Here is a 16239-nt window from a genome sequence, read left to right on the forward strand (position 1 = left end):
ATAGCTGCCCGTTTTGTTTGAGATGGGGTGACCAGATTTATTCGACGCTCACCACGATAGTGCCGATTTCGGGGTGGCTAAAGCTGTTAATTTTATCGAGGCGTAACTCACGCGTAGCGCCGGCGTTATCGACAACCAGGTATTCGACGTTTTTACGAGAAACCAGATCGCTCGCTTTGGCTTTCAAAACCTCCCCGTCTTTTAACTCCAGCGTCAGTAACAAATGATGCTGGCAGGCGAGCTCGAGATTGTCATAATCATCACAGTTGATGGGTTGATACGCATCATTCATTGACATAATCGCTCACCAGTAAGTTCGCGGCAGCATAAGCCGCCTGTTCCCTGACCGACTCCGAGACGGCCTCGCTGGAGGCAACTTCGTTCAGAGCCTTCAATACGCATCCTAAGGCATCAGGAATATAGCCTAAATCACCGCTGGCAATTTCCGCGTAGCGTTGCCGAACTAATTCACAATACTTTTCCACATACCCTCCTCTCAGAGTCCCGACTTCAGACCTACTCGTGGGGTCAAGTCTAAGCCTACGAAGATAAACTCTGTTTAGCAAGGTGACTATACCACAGCAATGTAACCGATATCAGCCACGCAAATATACTCGTCATACACAGAGCCGAATGTACGTTATTTCGCTACAATAGCGCGCAATTGTGTATGGAGAAGTGTGATGGCGTTAAAAGCGACAATTTATAAGGCGACGGTGAATGTGGCCGATCTCGATCGTAATCGGTTTCTGGACAGCAGCCTGACGCTGGCGCGTCACCCTTCGGAAACGCAGGAACGCATGATGCTGCGCCTGCTGGCATGGATTAAATATGCGGATGAGCGTCTGGAATTTACCCGTGGTCTCAGCGCAGAAGACGAGCCGGAAATTTGGCGTAAAAACGATCACCTTGGCATTGATTTGTGGGTAGAACTAGGGTTACCGGAAGAACGTCGGGTGAAAAAAGCCTGCAGCCAGTCGGCTGAGGTGGCATTGTTTACCTATAATAGTCGGGCAGCGGAAATTTGGTGGCAGCAAAACCAGACCCGGCTGAGCCAGTTTAAAAACCTGTCCATCTGGTATCTGGATGACGCACAGTTGGCGAAGCTAAGCGAGTTTGGCACACGCACAATGAACCTACAGGCGACGATTCAGGATGGCGCAATCTGGCTGTCCGACAGCGAGAATAATCTGGAAATTCACTTTACGGCCTGGCTGCAACAATGATTTCCGTGTCGCGAACGGTCGTTATCCCGGACAATGAAGTCACGATTACCGCAATTCGCGCCCAGGGGGCTGGCGGGCAGCATGTGAATAAAACCTCAACGGCGATTCATTTGCGCTTTGATATCCCTGCCTCTAGCCTGCCAGAGTCGTATAAGATACGTCTGCTGGCAGTCAGTCACCATTTGATCACGCCTGAGGGCGTGGTGGTGATTAAAGCTCAGGAATACCGAAGCCAGGAAATGAACCGCGAAGCGGCGGTGGCTCGCCTGGTTTCACTGATACAAGAACTCACCGTAGTGCAGAAGAGCCGCCGCGCCACAAAGCCGACGCGGGCTTCCAAAGAACGGCGTCTGGCCTCGAAGGCGCAGAAATCGACAACCAAAGCACTACGCGGCAAAGTTCGTCGCCATCCGGAGTAGCGGCGAACGTTAGGACAACGGCATAAGGAATAAAGCATGAAGAAGAGTCTTCTGGCTGCGCTGGCAGCGCTCAGCCTGTTCACGCTATTTGGCTGTAATAATCGTACGGAAACGCAAACTTTGATCCCGGCTCAGGCGGCAGAGCTGAAACCTATGCAGCAGAGCTATCGCGGCGTAGTGCCGTGTGCGGATTGTGAAGGGATTGAAACCTCGCTGTTCCTGGAAAAGGACGGCACCTGGGTGATGAATCAAACTTACCAGGGTAAAGGAGCCTCATTTGCCAGCTACGGTAAATGGGCGCGCACTGCCGATAAGCTGGTCTTAACCGACAGCGAAGGCGAAAAACAATATTTCCACCCTAAGGGTGACAGCCTGGTGATGCTGGATCGCGAAGGTAATCCGATCGATTCGCAGTTCAACTACACGCTAAAAGCGGTGGATGCGAAGCTGCCTTCAACGCCAATGCCGATGAAAGGCAAGTATAAATACATGGCTGACGCGGCATCATTCCAGGATTGTGCGACCGGTAAAACCTTTACCGTTGCGGATAACGCCGAACTGGAAAGAGCCTATGCGGCAGCGCGCGGCAAGAACAGCGCGCCAATCCTGCTGGTGGTAGAAGGGCACTTTACGTTGCAGGCTTCTCCAGACAGCGGAGAGCTGCAAAAAGCTCTGGTCGCCGATAAAGGCGCGAAGTTTAAGCCCGGCAAAGAGTGTAACGACTAAAATGAAAAAGCCCTGCAAATGCAGGGCTTTTTTATACTCAGTGGCGAACTAGCCTTTGATCTGCTTTACCAGGAAATCAACGATCTCGTTGGTTTTGATCATCTGCTTCTCACCGGCACGGCGATGTTTGTATTCGATCTCTTCGTTGTCGAGATTGCGGTCGCCGATAACGATAGTGTGAGGAATACCAATCAGCTCCATGTCGGCAAACATCACGCCAGGACGCTCTTTACGGTCATCCAGCAACACGTCGATACCCTGTGCACGCAGCGTGGTATACAGCTCTTCAGCCAGCTGCTGCACGCGGAATGACTTGTGCATGTTCATTGGCAGAATCGCAACGTGGAACGGCGCGATAGCGTCCGGCCACAGAATACCGCGATCGTCAAAGTTCTGTTCAATCGCAGCCGCGACCACGCGGGTAACACCGATACCATAGCAACCCATAGTCAGCGTCTGGTTACGACCATCTTCACCCTGAACGGCGGCTTTCAGCGCTTCAGAGTACTTGGTACCCAACTGGAAGATATGACCCACTTCGATGCCGCGCTTGATCATCAAGGTGCCTTTGCCATCCGGGCTTGGATCGCCGGCAACAACGTTACGGATATCTGCCACTTCCGGCAGCGCAACATCGCGTTCCCAGTTAATACCGATGAAGTGCTTCCCGTCGATGTTTGCGCCAGCGGCGAAATCGCTCATCGCGGCAACGCTGCGGTCAATCACAACCGGAACAGGCAGGTTGATTGGGCCCAGGGAGCCAGGACCAGCTTTCACGATGTCGCGAATTTCTTGTTCGGTGGCGAACGTCAGCGGGCTTGCTACCTGCGGCAGCTTCTCAGCTTTCACTTCGTTCAGCTCGTGATCGCCACGAACCAGCAAAGCAACCAGCGGATAAGCGCTGCCTTCGGTGGCTTTCACCAGCAAAGTCTTAACCGTTTTCTCGATTGGCAGGTTGAACTGCTCAACCAGCTCGGCGATGGTTTTTGCGTTCGGGGTGTCGATCTGGCTCATTTCAGCGGTTGGCGCTGCGCGGCCTGCTGCTGGTGCTAATGCTTCAGCGAATTCGATGTTTGCCGCATAGTCTGAGCTGTCAGAGAAGATCACATCATCCTCACCGCTTTGGGCCAGCACCTGGAACTCATGGGAGGCGCTGCCGCCAATAGAACCGGTATCTGCCTGAACGGCGCGGAAATCCAGACCCATGCGCGAGAAGATCTTGCTGTAGGCCTCATACATTTTGTCATAGGTTTCCTGCAGAGATTCCTGAGACGTATGGAACGAGTAGGCGTCTTTCATCAGGAATTCGCGGGAACGCATCACGCCAAAGCGTGGGCGAACTTCGTCACGGAATTTGGTCTGGATCTGGAACAGATTCAGCGGCAGCTGCTTGTAGGAGCTAAGCTCGTTGCGAATCAGGTCGGTGATCACTTCTTCGTGGGTTGGACCCAGGACGAAAGGACGTTCACCGCGATCAACAAAACGCAGCAGCTCCGGGCCGTATTGCTCCCAACGTCCACTCTCCTGCCACAGGTCTGCGGGCTGAACCACCGGCATGCACATTTCGATAGCACCGGCATTGTTCATTTCTTCACGCACGATGTTTTCGACTTTCTTCAGGACGCGCAAACCGGTCGGCAGCCAGGTGTATAAACCGGAGGCCAGCTTGCGGATCATCCCGGCGCGCAGCATCAGCTGGTGGCTGACTACTTCAGCGTCGGCAGGTGTCTCCTTCAGAGTGGAGAGCAGATATTGGCTAGTACGCATGTTGTTACGGTTCCATTTGAACGGCAGAGCGCAGGCCACCGGCGGCCTGCTTCAAAAAAAGTGGTTTAGTTTACCAGTGTGGCAGAGATGTCAAAAGAGAGAGGGCTAAATTAACTCGTTTCGAGGGCGAACACTTCAAAACCTTGTTCTGTGACACGCCAGCGAACGTTAAAGTCCAGCAGCAGAACGGCATAAGTTTTCCCGACATCCTCTCCTTTGCGATAGGCAGGACGAGGATCCTGGGCAAGCACCTGGCTGATAAAACGCGCAAGATGCGGATATCGTTTTTCTAGACCAGTTAACTGGTGCTGCACTTCTGGCGTAAAAGTCACAGGCGTGTCTGCCTGCGGAGCCAGCTGTGCATAACCAGCACGTGCATCCGGCACGGCTTCTGCAAATGGCAGGTACGGTTTGATATCCACAATGGGCGTACCATCCACCAAATCCAGACTACCGAGCTGCAAGATCACTTCGTCTTTCTGGCAACGAATACCTTTAAGCTCAACCAGCGACATGCCGACAGGATTAGGGCGAAACGTAGAGCGTGTAGCAAACACGCCCATTCGCGCGTTTCCGCCAAGGCGGGGAGGGCGCACGGTTGGGCGCCAGCCGCCTTCCATCGTTTGATGGAAGACAAACAGCAGCCACAGATGGCTAAACTCTTCCAGCCCACGAACGGCATCGGCCTGATTGTAAGGTGCAAGCAGATGCAGTTCACCACCGCCGTCTTTGACCAGACCGGGCTGGCGTGGGACGGCGAACTTTTCTTTATAAGGGGAGCGAATAACGCCTATTTGTGCAAATTGAAATGGGGTCATTGCGCCGAAACTTGCAGCGCGGATCCAACGCAAACAGCCTGACGGTAGCACCCTGGCGTACCGGTCGTGATGTCGCAGCTGTGTTGTAGAACCGCATTGGCTTTCATTTTAGAGGCATTAATCTGCATGCGTTTACGCGCTGTCGGGATATTCGGAGGAGAATCCTGATTGCTTGCCTGGCAAGACTCGCCGCTGACTTCGCCTAAATCTCGGAACGGTTTACCCACTAAGTCTTCTGCGTTGGTGTAGATTCTGACCGGAACAGGACGAGGCGCTTTCGGTTTCTCTGTTTCTGTCTTCGGCGCAGCAGCCGTGCTTTGGACGGGTTCTACTGGGGATCTGCTTAGCATTGAACAGCCGCTCAGCGCGAAGGCTAATAAACAGATCGGTAAAGCACGCATAATATTTCCTCAATGAATGTAAAACGGGGAACATTGAAGCAAGCTCGAACCAAAATAACAAGGCGGGCTTGCGCCCGCCTTTAATTATTTACGTAAAACTGAAGAATGGAAACTTACCAGCCTTTAACCGCGCCGCCGTTAAAGACTTTGTTAGCCGCTTCGTTCACTTCGTCAGACTGGTATGCCTGAACGAACTTCTTCACGTTCTCTGCATCTTTGTTGTCTTCGCGAGAAACGATCAGGTTCACGTAAGGAGAGTTTTTGTCTTCAACGAAGATACCGTCTTTCGCTGGTGTCAGGCCAATCTGGCTGGCGTAAGTGGTGTTGATGATAGCCAAAGCAATCTGCGCATCGTCAAGAGAACGTGGCAGCTGTGGTGCTTCCAGCTCAACCAGCTTCAGGTTTTTCGGGTTCTCGGTGACATCCAGCACGGTTGGCAGCAGGCCAACGCCGTCTTTCAGTTTGATCAGCCCTTCTTTCTGCAGCAGCAGCAGAGAGCGGCCGAGGTTAGTTGGGTCGTTTGGCAGTGCTACCTGAGAACCCGGCTGCAGTTCAGCCAGTGATTTGATTTTTTTAGAGTAGCCGGCAATTGGATAAACAAAAGTATTGCCTACGGAAACCAGCTTATACCCACGATCTTTGATCTGCTGATCCAGGTAAGGTTTGTGCTGGAAGGCGTTAACGTCGATATCGCCTTTGCTGAGCGCTTCGTTTGGCAGAACATAGTCGGTAAAGGTCACCAGCTCAACATCCAGGCCATATTTCTCTTTGGCCACTTTCTGAGCCACTTCCGCAACCTGCTGCTCAGCCCCGGCAATCACACCGACTTTAATGTGGTTTGGATCTTTTTCTTCCTGACCGCAACCCACCAGGGCCAGAGAGCCAATCAGAGCGCCGACCGCGGCGAACGTTTTAAAGTTAAAAGCCATGTCCTTTTCCTTGTATGAATGCAGTTGTGTTTATTTGTGTGTAACAGCCCGGACGATGCGATCGCCAGAGAATTGAATTAAGTAAACCAGCACGACCAGCAGCACCAACACGGTATTCATGACGGTAGCGTTGTAACCGATATACCCGTACTGATACCCAATCTGCCCCAGACCACCGGCACCGACGGCACCGCCCATAGCAGAATAGCCCACTAAAGTGATAAGGGTAATCGTCGCGGCATTGACCAGGCCTGGAAGCGCTTCTGGAAGCAGTACTTTGCGAATGATTTGCAGCGGCGTGGCGCCCATCGCGCGTGAAGCTTCAATCAGGCCGGTTGGAATTTCCAGCAGGGCATTTTCAACCATACGTGCAATAAACGGCGCGGCGCCCACGGTCAGCGGAACGATCGCAGCCTGCAGGCCGATGGAGGTTCCCACAATCGCGCGAGTAAACGGAATCATCCATACCAGCAAGATAATGAATGGAATGGAGCGGAAAATGTTTACCAGGGCAGAAATGCTGCGATAGAGCTTCGCGTTGGCGCTAATTTGCCCGGGGCGAGTGATGTATAGCAGCACGCCCACCGGCAGGCCAATCACAAATCCGAAGAAACCGGAAACAAAGGTCATGGCCAGCGTTTCATACACGCCGCGTACCAGTAACCAAATCATTGCTTCAGACATAACCCAGCACCTCTACTTTCACGTGTTGCTCCTGCAGCCAGGCAATAGCCGCTTGCGTATCTTTTGGCTCGCCGTGCATTTCGCACAGCATGATGCCGAACTTCACGCCACCGGCATAATCCATCTGCGCGCTAATAATGTTGCTGTTCACGTTGAAAGTACGTGCTGTTTCTGAGAGAAGGGGGGCATCCACCGACTGACCAGTGAACTCCAGGCGTAATAAAGGTACCGCATTTTCTTTACGCTCTGCGCTCAAACGCTGCGCGTAATCTTCCGGCACATCAAGGTGCAGCGTGGACTGAATAAATTGCTGCGCCAGAGGCGTTTTCGGATGGGAGAACACTTCGCTCACAGTATCCTGCTCAATAAGCTCGCCGTTGCTGATCACGGCCACGCAGTCACAAATGCGTTTGACCACATCCATCTCGTGAGTGATGAGCAAAATAGTCAGGCCCAGGCGGCGGTTAATGTCTTTCAGTAATTCCAAAATGGAACGGGTCGTGGCTGGATCCAGCGCGCTGGTGGCTTCGTCGCACAGCAGGACCTTTGGGTTACTGGCAAGTGCACGGGCAATCGCTACGCGCTGCTTCTGACCGCCGGAAAGGTTTGCAGGCCAGGCATCGTGTTTTTCACCTAAACCCACCAAGTCCAGCAGCTCGGTAACGCGACGCTTAATCTCTTCTTTTGGTGTGTTATCCAGCTCAAGCGGTAGAGCGACGTTGCCGAAAACAGTTCGCGAAGAAAGCAGGTTAAAGTGCTGGAAGATCATGCCAATCTGGCGACGAGCTTTAGTTAGCTGGGTTTCAGAAAGCGTTGTCAGGTCCTGGCCGTCAACCAGAACTGAACCTTCGGTTGGGCGCTCCAGCAGGTTTACACAGCGGATCAGGGTACTTTTACCCGCGCCGGACGCGCCAATCACGCCATAAATTTGCCCGGCAGGCACGTGCAGACTGACATTATTCAATGCCTGTATGCTGCGGTTGCCCTGCTGGAACACCTTGGTGATATTTGAAAGTTTAATCATTGAGTCATTTATTATCGTATAGGTATTAGCCGTGGAATTTTCTGCTACCAGTAACCAAAGTTACCGTAATCGATATGGATGTTAAGGCATCCAGACGTCTAAATCAATCAGCGAGTGAAGGACTGTTCTCTCCTTATTACTAAATCATGCGATACTAAGCGCAATTAACCCGTTTCAGGAGTTCTCAAGTGGCACAGTCCGTACCCGCTATTTTTCTCGACCGCGATGGCACCATTAATGTCGATCATGGCTATGTATATGAAGTTGACCGATTCGAATTTATTGATGGTGTTATAGAAGCAATGCGCGAATTAAAAGAGATGGGCTTTGCTCTGGTGCTGGTGACTAACCAGTCTGGCATTGCGCGGGGGATGTTCACCGAGGCTGACTTTGAAAACTTGACCGAATGGATGGACTGGTCGCTGGCCGACCGAGGTGTCGATCTCGACGGCATCTATTATTGTCCTCATCACCCGGAAGGGAGTGTGGAAGAGTTTAGCCAGACTTGTGATTGCCGCAAGCCGCAGCCTGGAATGCTGATTTCTGCCCGCGACTTCCTGCACATTGATATGGCTTCTTCTTATATGGTTGGCGACAAAATTGAAGATATGCAGGCCGGTGCTGCCGCAATGGTGGGAACTAAAGTGTTGGTTCGTACGGGTAAACCTGTCACAGAAGAAGGTGAGGCGGCCGCAGATTTGGTCATAAACAGCCTTGCTGACCTGCCAAAAGCCATCAAACAGCGCCAAAAATAAGCGTTTCGCTTAAAAAACATGCGGTCAGAAAGTTTTTTCAAATTAGGGGTTGTCAGGCTCTGAGAACTCCCTATAATGCGCCTCCACTGACACGGCGAAGCGGCTTCGAAAGCGGCTTCACAACCCGGAAGTCAGTCAGACGAAAGCGAAAATAAACGCTTGACTCTGAAAGAGGAAAGCGTAATATACGCCACCTCGAGTTAGCAAGCGAAAGCAACTGACTCATTGCTCTTTAACAATTTATCAGACAATCTGTGTGGGCACTCGCAGGATTGATATCTCAGCATCTTCGGATGCAAACAAATATCAAGTCTTGAAGAGTGACTACTGATTTTATAAACAGTTTTAATTCTTTGAGCATCAAACACTTTTAAATTGAAGAGTTTGATCATGGCTCAGATTGAACGCTGGCGGCAGGCCTAACACATGCAAGTCGAGCGGTAGCACGGGGAGCTTGCTCCTGGGTGACGAGCGGCGGACGGGTGAGTAATGTCTGGGGATCTGCCTGATGGAGGGGGATAACTACTGGAAACGGTAGCTAATACCGCATAACGTCGCAAGACCAAAGAGGGGGACCTTCGGGCCTCTTGCCATCAGATGAACCCAGATGGGATTAGCTAGTAGGTGGGGTAATGGCTCACCTAGGCGACGATCCCTAGCTGGTCTGAGAGGATGACCAGCCACACTGGAACTGAGACACGGTCCAGACTCCTACGGGAGGCAGCAGTGGGGAATATTGCACAATGGGCGCAAGCCTGATGCAGCCATGCCGCGTGTATGAAGAAGGCCTTCGGGTTGTAAAGTACTTTCAGCGAGGAGGAAGGCATTAAGGTTAATAACCTTAGTGATTGACGTTACTCGCAGAAGAAGCACCGGCTAACTCCGTGCCAGCAGCCGCGGTAATACGGAGGGTGCAAGCGTTAATCGGAATTACTGGGCGTAAAGCGCACGCAGGCGGTTTGTTAAGTCGGATGTGAAATCCCCGGGCTCAACCTGGGAACTGCATTCGAAACTGGCAAGCTTGAGTCTTGTAGAGGGGGGTAGAATTCCAGGTGTAGCGGTGAAATGCGTAGAGATCTGGAGGAATACCGGTGGCGAAGGCGGCCCCCTGGACAAAGACTGACGCTCAGGTGCGAAAGCGTGGGGAGCAAACAGGATTAGATACCCTGGTAGTCCACGCCGTAAACGATGTCGACTTGGAGGTTGTGCCCTTGAGGCGTGGCTTCCGGAGCTAACGCGTTAAGTCGACCGCCTGGGGAGTACGGCCGCAAGGTTAAAACTCAAATGAATTGACGGGGGCCCGCACAAGCGGTGGAGCATGTGGTTTAATTCGATGCAACGCGAAGAACCTTACCTACTCTTGACATCCAGAGAACTTTCCAGAGATGGATTGGTGCCTTCGGGAACTCTGAGACAGGTGCTGCATGGCTGTCGTCAGCTCGTGTTGTGAAATGTTGGGTTAAGTCCCGCAACGAGCGCAACCCTTATCCTTTGTTGCCAGCGGTTCGGCCGGGAACTCAAAGGAGACTGCCAGTGATAAACTGGAGGAAGGTGGGGATGACGTCAAGTCATCATGGCCCTTACGAGTAGGGCTACACACGTGCTACAATGGCGCATACAAAGAGAAGCGACCTCGCGAGAGCAAGCGGACCTCATAAAGTGCGTCGTAGTCCGGATTGGAGTCTGCAACTCGACTCCATGAAGTCGGAATCGCTAGTAATCGTAGATCAGAATGTTACGGTGAATACGTTCCCGGGCCTTGTACACACCGCCCGTCACACCATGGGAGTGGGTTGCAAAAGAAGTAGGTAGCTTAACCTTCGGGAGGGCGCTTACCACTTTGTGATTCATGACTGGGGTGAAGTCGTAACAAGGTAACCGTAGGGGAACCTGCGGTTGGATCACCTCCTTACCTAATAGATACAACCCGCGTAGTGCTCACACAGATTGTCTGATAGATGTAGAGAAGCAAGGCGTCTTGCGATTGAGACTTCAGTGTCCCCTTCGTCTAGAGGCCCAGGACACCGCCCTTTCACGGCGGTAACAGGGGTTCGAATCCCCTAGGGGACGCCACTTGCTGGTATGTAAGTGAAAGTTGCGTGCCATTATATCTCAAAGCTGACTTGAAAGAGTCATGTTTGAGATATTTGCTCTTTAACAATCCGGAACAAGCTGAAAATTGAAACGACATGTCGTCTCGTTCTTCCGTAATAAAGAATGAGGTTAAGACATGTTCGAGTCTCTCAAATTTTCATAATCTGAAGCGAAACATCTTCGGGTTGTGAGGTTAAGCGACTAAGCGTACACGGTGGATGCCCTGGCAGTCAGAGGCGATGAAGGACGTGCTAATCTGCGATAAGCGTCGGTAAGGTGATATGAACCGTTATAGCCGGCGATTTCCGAATGGGGAAACCCAGTGTGTTTCGACACACTATCATTACGTGAATACATAGCGTAATGAAGCGAACCGGGGGAACTGAAACATCTAAGTACCCCGAGGAAAAGAAATCAACCGAGATTCCCCCAGTAGCGGCGAGCGAACGGGGAGCAGCCCAGAACCTGAATCAGTTTGTGTGTTAGTGGAAGCGTCTGGAAAGTCGCAGGGTACAGGGTGATACTCCCGTACACTAAAATGCACAGGCTGTGAGTTCGAAGAGTAGGGCGGGACACGTGGTATCCTGTCTGAATATGGGGGGACCATCCTCCAAGGCTAAATACTCCTGACTGACCGATAGTGAACCAGTACCGTGAGGGAAAGGCGAAAAGAACCCCGGCGAGGGGAGTGAAAAAGAACCTGAAACCGTGTACGTACAAGCAGTGGGAGCCTCTTTATGGGGTGACTGCGTACCTTTTGTATAATGGGTCAGCGACTTATATTCTGTAGCAAGGTTAACCGTATAGGGGAGCCGCAGGGAAACCGAGTCTTAACTGGGCGTTAAGTTGCAGGGTATAGACCCGAAACCCGGTGATCTAGCCATGGGCAGGTTGAAGGTTGGGTAACACTAACTGGAGGACCGAACCGACTAATGTTGAAAAATTAGCGGATGACTTGTGGCTGGGGGTGAAAGGCCAATCAAACCGGGAGATAGCTGGTTCTCCCCGAAAGCTATTTAGGTAGCGCCTCGTGAACTCATCTTCGGGGGTAGAGCACTGTTTCGGCTAGGGGGCCATCCCGGCTTACCAACCCGATGCAAACTACGAATACCGAAGAATGTTATCATGGGAGACACACGGCGGGTGCTAACGTCCGTCGTGAAGAGGGAAACAACCCAGACCGCCAGCTAAGGTCCCAAAGTCATGGTTAAGTGGGAAACGATGTGGGAAGGCACAGACAGCCAGGATGTTGGCTTAGAAGCAGCCATCATTTAAAGAAAGCGTAATAGCTCACTGGTCGAGTCGGCCTGCGCGGAAGATGTAACGGGGCTAAACCATGCACCGAAGCTGCGGCAGCGACACTATGTGTTGTTGGGTAGGGGAGCGTTCTGTAAGCCGTTGAAGGTGAACTGTGAGGTTTGCTGGAGGTATCAGAAGTGCGAATGCTGACATAAGTAACGATAAAGCGGGTGAAAAGCCCGCTCGCCGGAAGACCAAGGGTTCCTGTCCAACGTTAATCGGGGCAGGGTGAGTCGACCCCTAAGGCGAGGCCGAAAGGCGTAGTCGATGGGAAACAGGTTAATATTCCTGTACTCGGTGTTACTGCGAAGGGGGGACGGAGAAGGCTATGTTAGCCGGGCGACGGTTGTCCCGGTTTAAGCATGTAGGCGGAGAGTTTAGGTAAATCCGGACTCTTATTAACGCTGAGGTGTGATGACGAGGCACTACGGTGCTGAAGTAACAAATGCCCTGCTTCCAGGAAAAGCCTCTAAGCATCAGGTAACATTGAATCGTACCCCAAACCGACACAGGTGGTCAGGTAGAGAATACCAAGGCGCTTGAGAGAACTCGGGTGAAGGAACTAGGCAAAATGGTGCCGTAACTTCGGGAGAAGGCACGCTGTCGTTAGGTGAAACCCCTCGCGGGTGGAGCTGAAGGCAGTCGAAGATACCAGCTGGCTGCAACTGTTTATTAAAAACACAGCACTGTGCAAACACGAAAGTGGACGTATACGGTGTGACGCCTGCCCGGTGCCGGAAGGTTAATTGATGGGGTTATCCGCAAGGAGAAGCTCTTGATCGAAGCCCCGGTAAACGGCGGCCGTAACTATAACGGTCCTAAGGTAGCGAAATTCCTTGTCGGGTAAGTTCCGACCTGCACGAATGGCGTAATGATGGCCAGGCTGTCTCCACCCGAGACTCAGTGAAATTGAAATCGCTGTGAAGATGCAGTGTACCCGCGGCAAGACGGAAAGACCCCGTGAACCTTTACTATAGCTTGACACTGAACATTGAGCCTTGATGTGTAGGATAGGTGGGAGGCTTTGAAGCGTGGACGCCAGTCTGCGTGGAGCCAACCTTGAAATACCACCCTTTAATGTTTGATGTTCTAACGTAGACCCGTGATCCGGGTTGCGGACAGTGTCTGGTGGGTAGTTTGACTGGGGCGGTCTCCTCCTAAAGCGTAACGGAGGAGCACGAAGGTTAGCTAATCACGGTCGGACATCGTGAGGTTAGTGCAAAGGCATAAGCTAGCTTGACTGCGAGAGTGACGGCTCGAGCAGGTGCGAAAGCAGGTCTTAGTGATCCGGTGGTTCTGAATGGAAGGGCCATCGCTCAACGGATAAAAGGTACTCCGGGGATAACAGGCTGATACCGCCCAAGAGTTCATATCGACGGCGGTGTTTGGCACCTCGATGTCGGCTCATCACATCCTGGGGCTGAAGTAGGTCCCAAGGGTATGGCTGTTCGCCATTTAAAGTGGTACGCGAGCTGGGTTTAGAACGTCGTGAGACAGTTCGGTCCCTATCTGCCGTGGGCGCTGGAGAATTGAGGGGGGCTGCTCCTAGTACGAGAGGACCGGAGTGGACGCATCACTGGTGTTCGGGTTGTCATGCCAATGGCATTGCCCGGTAGCTAAATGCGGAAGAGATAAGCGCTGAAAGCATCTAAGCGCGAAACTTGCCCCGAGATGAGTTCTCCCTGACTCCTTGAGAGTCCTGAAGGAACGTTGAAGACTACGACGTTGATAGGCTGGGTGTGTAAGCGTAGCGATACGTTGAGCTAACCAGTACTAATGATCCGTGAGGCTTAACCTTACAACACCGAAGGTGTTTTAGAGAGAAGTAAATTTTCAGCTTAGTTCAGGATTTAGTTGATGGTTATATAAAAATATAACGGTCAATAAACAGAATTTGCCTGGCGGCCGTAGCGCGGTGGTCCCACCTGACCCCATGCCGAACTCAGAAGTGAAACGCCGTAGCGCCGATGGTAGTGTGGGGTCTCCCCATGCGAGAGTAGGGAACTGCCAGGCATCAAATTAAGCAGTAAACCGGGGCAACAAACCGGTGGTTGTAGAAAAATTCGGTGGAGCGGTAGTTCAGTCGGTTAGAATACCTGCCTGTCACGCAGGGGGTCGCGGGTTCGAGTCCCGTCCGTTCCGCCACTTATTTAAGCCCTGAGTCTTAGACTCAGGGCTTTTTTGTTTTTAAATTTCATCATCTGCGATGACATTGTTGCTGATTTAGCAAAAATCTTCTGCATTTATTCGTCTTTTTCACCTGAGTCCTCCCCGGCATACTCTGCCTCATACAAACGCACACCCTATAATGAGGTTAATAATGGCAATTCCTGCATTCGGTCTGGGCACTTTCCGCCTGAAAGACGACGTCGTCATCGCATCGGTTAAAACTGCACTGGAGCTGGGCTATCGCGCGGTAGACACTGCTCAAATCTATGATAATGAAGCAGCCGTTGGCCAGGCTCTGGAAGAAAGCGGTATTCCGCGTGATGAGCTGTTTATCACCACCAAAATCTGGATCGAAAATCTTAGTAAGGACAAGCTGATCCCAAGCCTGAAAGAGAGCCTGGCGAAGCTGCGCACTGATTATGTCGATCTGACGCTGATCCACTGGCCATCGCCAAACGATGCTGTACCTGTGGCAGAATTTATGCAGGCACTGTTGGCGGCTAAAGAAGCCGGTTTGACTCGCCAGATCGGGATTTCGAACTTCACGGTTGATCTGATGCAGCAGGCTATTGATGCTGTAGGCGCTGAAAATATTGCGACCAACCAGATCGAACTGTCGCCATACCTGCAAAACCGCACCGTTGTTGAGTGGGCAAAACAGCATAACATCCACATCACGTCTTACATGACGCTGGCGTATGGTAAGGCACTGGCGGATGAAACGATTGGCCGCATTGCACAGAAACATCAGGCGACCCCTGCTCAGGTGATTCTGGCGTGGGCGATGGCTCTGGGTTACGCAGTTATTCCTTCATCTACCAAACGTGTGAATCTCGAAAGTAACCTGCAGGCGCTGAACTTGAAGCTGGATGCAGAAGACATGGCGGCTATTGCTGCTCTGGAATGCAATGACCGCCTGGTGAGCCCGGAAGGTCTGGCACCAAAGTGGGATAACTAAACCAGATTACGGCCCTTCAGGGGGCCGTTTTACTGCGTCACTCAGAAAATCAATAAATGCACGAATACGGGTACTGACCGCCCGGTCGCTATAGTACACCGCGCTAAAAGGCATATTGACCGGCAAAAGCTTGTCCGCAAGCACCTCAACAAACTCTCCGCTTTCAATTTCTTTATCAATCATAAAATCTGACAGACAGGCGATACCGTTTCCCGTCAGGCACAGCTGCTTAAGCGTTTCTCCACTATTCGAAGATAATCCAGGCTTGATCTCAAAAAGCTGCCCATCTGCCTGCGAAACCGGCCAGCGGTTAAGAGATGAGGGTTCGGTAAAGCCCAGGCAGACGTGATTCACCAGATCGGCGGCATTCTCCGGTGTACCGTTAGCGGCCAGATACTCAGGTGAAGCAATAATCTTGCGGTAGCTACTAAAGAGCGGCCGGGCACGCAGGCTTGAGTCGGTTAAATTGCCCACGCGAATAGCCACATCGACTTTACGTTCGATCAGGTTAATGAAGGTTTCTGAAGAGACAAGCGAGAGCGTCATCTCAGGGTAGCGTTCGCGAAACGGTTTTATCAGCGGCATCAGTAAATGCAGCATGACCGGCGTTGCGGCATCAATGCGCAATAATCCCCGCGGCGTTTGCTTGCTTTCCATCACTTCATTTTCGGCGGCGGCCATCGCCTGCAGAATCTGCTGTACGTTACGGAAGTAGCGTTCACCTTCCTCCGTCAGGCTCAGCTGCCGAGTTGTGCGGTTGAGCAGGCTTACACCCAGCTTCATCTCCAGCTTTTTAACCGTTCTGCTTACCGCAGAGTTAGCCTGTCCCAGCTGTTCTGCTGCGCGGCTGAAGCTCCCGCTTTCTACTACGGCAACGAAAATCGCAAGTTCTTCCGATGTAGCCTTCATTATTGCTCCACAAGCAAAATTCTATTGAGATTTTACATATTTTTGTTATTTAAGCATCCCG

14 protein-coding genes, 2 tRNA genes and 3 rRNA genes are annotated in these 16239 nt (G+C 51.9%); 10 read left to right on the forward strand and 9 right to left on the reverse strand.

The window, feature by feature from the left end:
- Positions 1 to 37: 37 nt before the first annotated feature.
- Together rof and LH23_RS09250 are read right to left on the reverse strand one after the other, a co-directional pair.
- Positions 38 to 298, reverse strand: a complete 261-nt coding sequence (rof, locus tag LH23_RS09245) for a Rho-binding antiterminator (protein ID WP_008456962.1) — start codon at positions 296 to 298, stop codon at positions 38 to 40.
- Entirely contained in the window at positions 285 to 485 is a 201-nt protein-coding gene (locus LH23_RS09250) for a YaeP family protein (RefSeq protein WP_008456963.1), read from the reverse strand. Before LH23_RS09250 ends, rof begins: the two co-directional genes overlap by 14 nt.
- A 198-nt stretch (positions 486 to 683) precedes the next feature.
- Here LH23_RS09250 and LH23_RS09255 point away from each other — a divergent pair, with 198 nt between their 5' ends.
- From LH23_RS09255 to nlpE, 3 genes are read left to right on the forward strand one after another with little or no spacing between them, the layout of a single operon-like run.
- Entirely contained in the window at positions 684 to 1226 is a 543-nt protein-coding gene (locus LH23_RS09255; protein WP_008456965.1) for a YaeQ family protein, read from the forward strand.
- Positions 1223 to 1645, forward strand: a complete 423-nt coding sequence (arfB, locus tag LH23_RS09260) for an alternative ribosome rescue aminoacyl-tRNA hydrolase ArfB (RefSeq protein ID WP_008456967.1) — start codon at positions 1223 to 1225, stop codon at positions 1643 to 1645. Before LH23_RS09255 ends, arfB begins: the two co-directional genes overlap by 4 nt.
- 36 nt (positions 1646 to 1681) lie before the next feature.
- Positions 1682 to 2371, forward strand: coding sequence for an envelope stress response activation lipoprotein NlpE (gene nlpE / locus LH23_RS09265; protein WP_039290451.1), 690 nt, complete (start codon positions 1682 to 1684; stop codon positions 2369 to 2371).
- 48 nt (positions 2372 to 2419) lie between these two features.
- Here the strand turns inward: nlpE and proS are convergent, their stop codons facing one another.
- The 6 genes from proS to metN form a co-directional block, all read right to left on the reverse strand.
- The gene (gene proS / locus LH23_RS09270; RefSeq protein WP_008456972.1) at positions 2420 to 4138 is read right to left on the reverse strand and encodes a proline--tRNA ligase; all 1719 of its coding nucleotides are present in this window, start codon (positions 4136 to 4138) and stop codon (positions 2420 to 2422) included.
- Between the two features lie 110 nt (positions 4139 to 4248).
- Entirely contained in the window at positions 4249 to 4956 is a 708-nt protein-coding gene (gene tsaA / locus LH23_RS09275; RefSeq protein WP_039290455.1) for a tRNA (N6-threonylcarbamoyladenosine(37)-N6)-methyltransferase TrmO, read from the reverse strand.
- Entirely contained in the window at positions 4953 to 5357 is a 405-nt protein-coding gene (gene rcsF / locus LH23_RS09280) for an Rcs stress response system protein RcsF (RefSeq protein ID WP_008456976.1), read from the reverse strand. The genes tsaA and rcsF overlap by 4 nt, the downstream gene beginning before the upstream one ends.
- A gap of 113 nt (positions 5358 to 5470) precedes the next feature.
- Positions 5471 to 6286 (reverse strand): MetQ/NlpA family lipoprotein, encoded by an 816-nt coding sequence (locus tag LH23_RS09285; protein WP_008456978.1) that lies wholly within the window; start codon positions 6284 to 6286, stop codon positions 5471 to 5473.
- A gap of 30 nt (positions 6287 to 6316) precedes the next feature.
- Entirely contained in the window at positions 6317 to 6970 is a 654-nt protein-coding gene (locus tag LH23_RS09290; RefSeq protein WP_039290457.1) for a methionine ABC transporter permease MetI, read from the reverse strand.
- Positions 6963 to 7994 (reverse strand): methionine ABC transporter ATP-binding protein MetN, encoded by a 1032-nt coding sequence (gene metN / locus LH23_RS09295; protein ID WP_039290460.1) that lies wholly within the window; start codon positions 7992 to 7994, stop codon positions 6963 to 6965. The genes LH23_RS09290 and metN overlap by 8 nt, the downstream gene beginning before the upstream one ends.
- A 188-nt stretch (positions 7995 to 8182) precedes the next feature.
- Here metN and gmhB point away from each other — a divergent pair, with 188 nt between their 5' ends.
- The 7 genes from gmhB (at position 8183) to dkgB (ending at position 15269) form a co-directional block, all read left to right on the forward strand.
- A complete protein-coding gene (gene gmhB / locus LH23_RS09300) occupies positions 8183 to 8749 on the forward strand; it encodes a D-glycero-beta-D-manno-heptose 1,7-bisphosphate 7-phosphatase (RefSeq protein ID WP_039290463.1) in 567 nt (188 codons plus the stop codon).
- Positions 8750 to 9121: 372 nt separating this feature from the next.
- Positions 9122 to 10661: ribosomal RNA gene (locus LH23_RS09305) — 16S ribosomal RNA — on the forward strand.
- An 85-nt stretch (positions 10662 to 10746) separates the two neighbouring features.
- A tRNA-Glu gene (locus tag LH23_RS09310) sits at positions 10747 to 10822 on the forward strand.
- A 212-nt stretch (positions 10823 to 11034) separates the two neighbouring features.
- Positions 11035 to 13940 (forward strand): 23S ribosomal RNA (locus tag LH23_RS09315).
- 99 nt (positions 13941 to 14039) lie between these two features.
- Positions 14040 to 14155: ribosomal RNA gene (rrf, locus tag LH23_RS09320) — 5S ribosomal RNA — on the forward strand.
- The 16S, 23S and 5S rRNA genes sit together here with 2 tRNA genes alongside, the layout of an rRNA operon.
- 55 nt (positions 14156 to 14210) lie before the next feature.
- Positions 14211 to 14287: transfer RNA gene (locus tag LH23_RS09325), tRNA-Asp, on the forward strand.
- Between the two features lie 175 nt (positions 14288 to 14462).
- On the forward strand, positions 14463 to 15269 hold the full coding sequence (dkgB, locus tag LH23_RS09330) for a 2,5-didehydrogluconate reductase DkgB (RefSeq protein ID WP_039290466.1): 807 nt from the start codon (positions 14463 to 14465) through the stop codon (positions 15267 to 15269).
- Between the two features lie 6 nt (positions 15270 to 15275).
- On the opposite strand, the gene yafC is transcribed toward dkgB, so the two are convergent.
- Positions 15276 to 16178: a DNA-binding transcriptional regulator YafC gene (gene yafC, locus LH23_RS09335; protein WP_039290469.1), complete on the reverse strand. Its 903-nt coding sequence runs from the start codon at positions 16176 to 16178 to the stop codon at positions 15276 to 15278.
- Positions 16179 to 16239: the final 61 nt, after the last annotated feature.

Source organism: Cedecea neteri (assembly GCF_000758305.1).
In the GTDB taxonomy this organism is placed as follows: Bacteria; Pseudomonadota; Gammaproteobacteria; order Enterobacterales; family Enterobacteriaceae; genus Cedecea; species Cedecea neteri_C.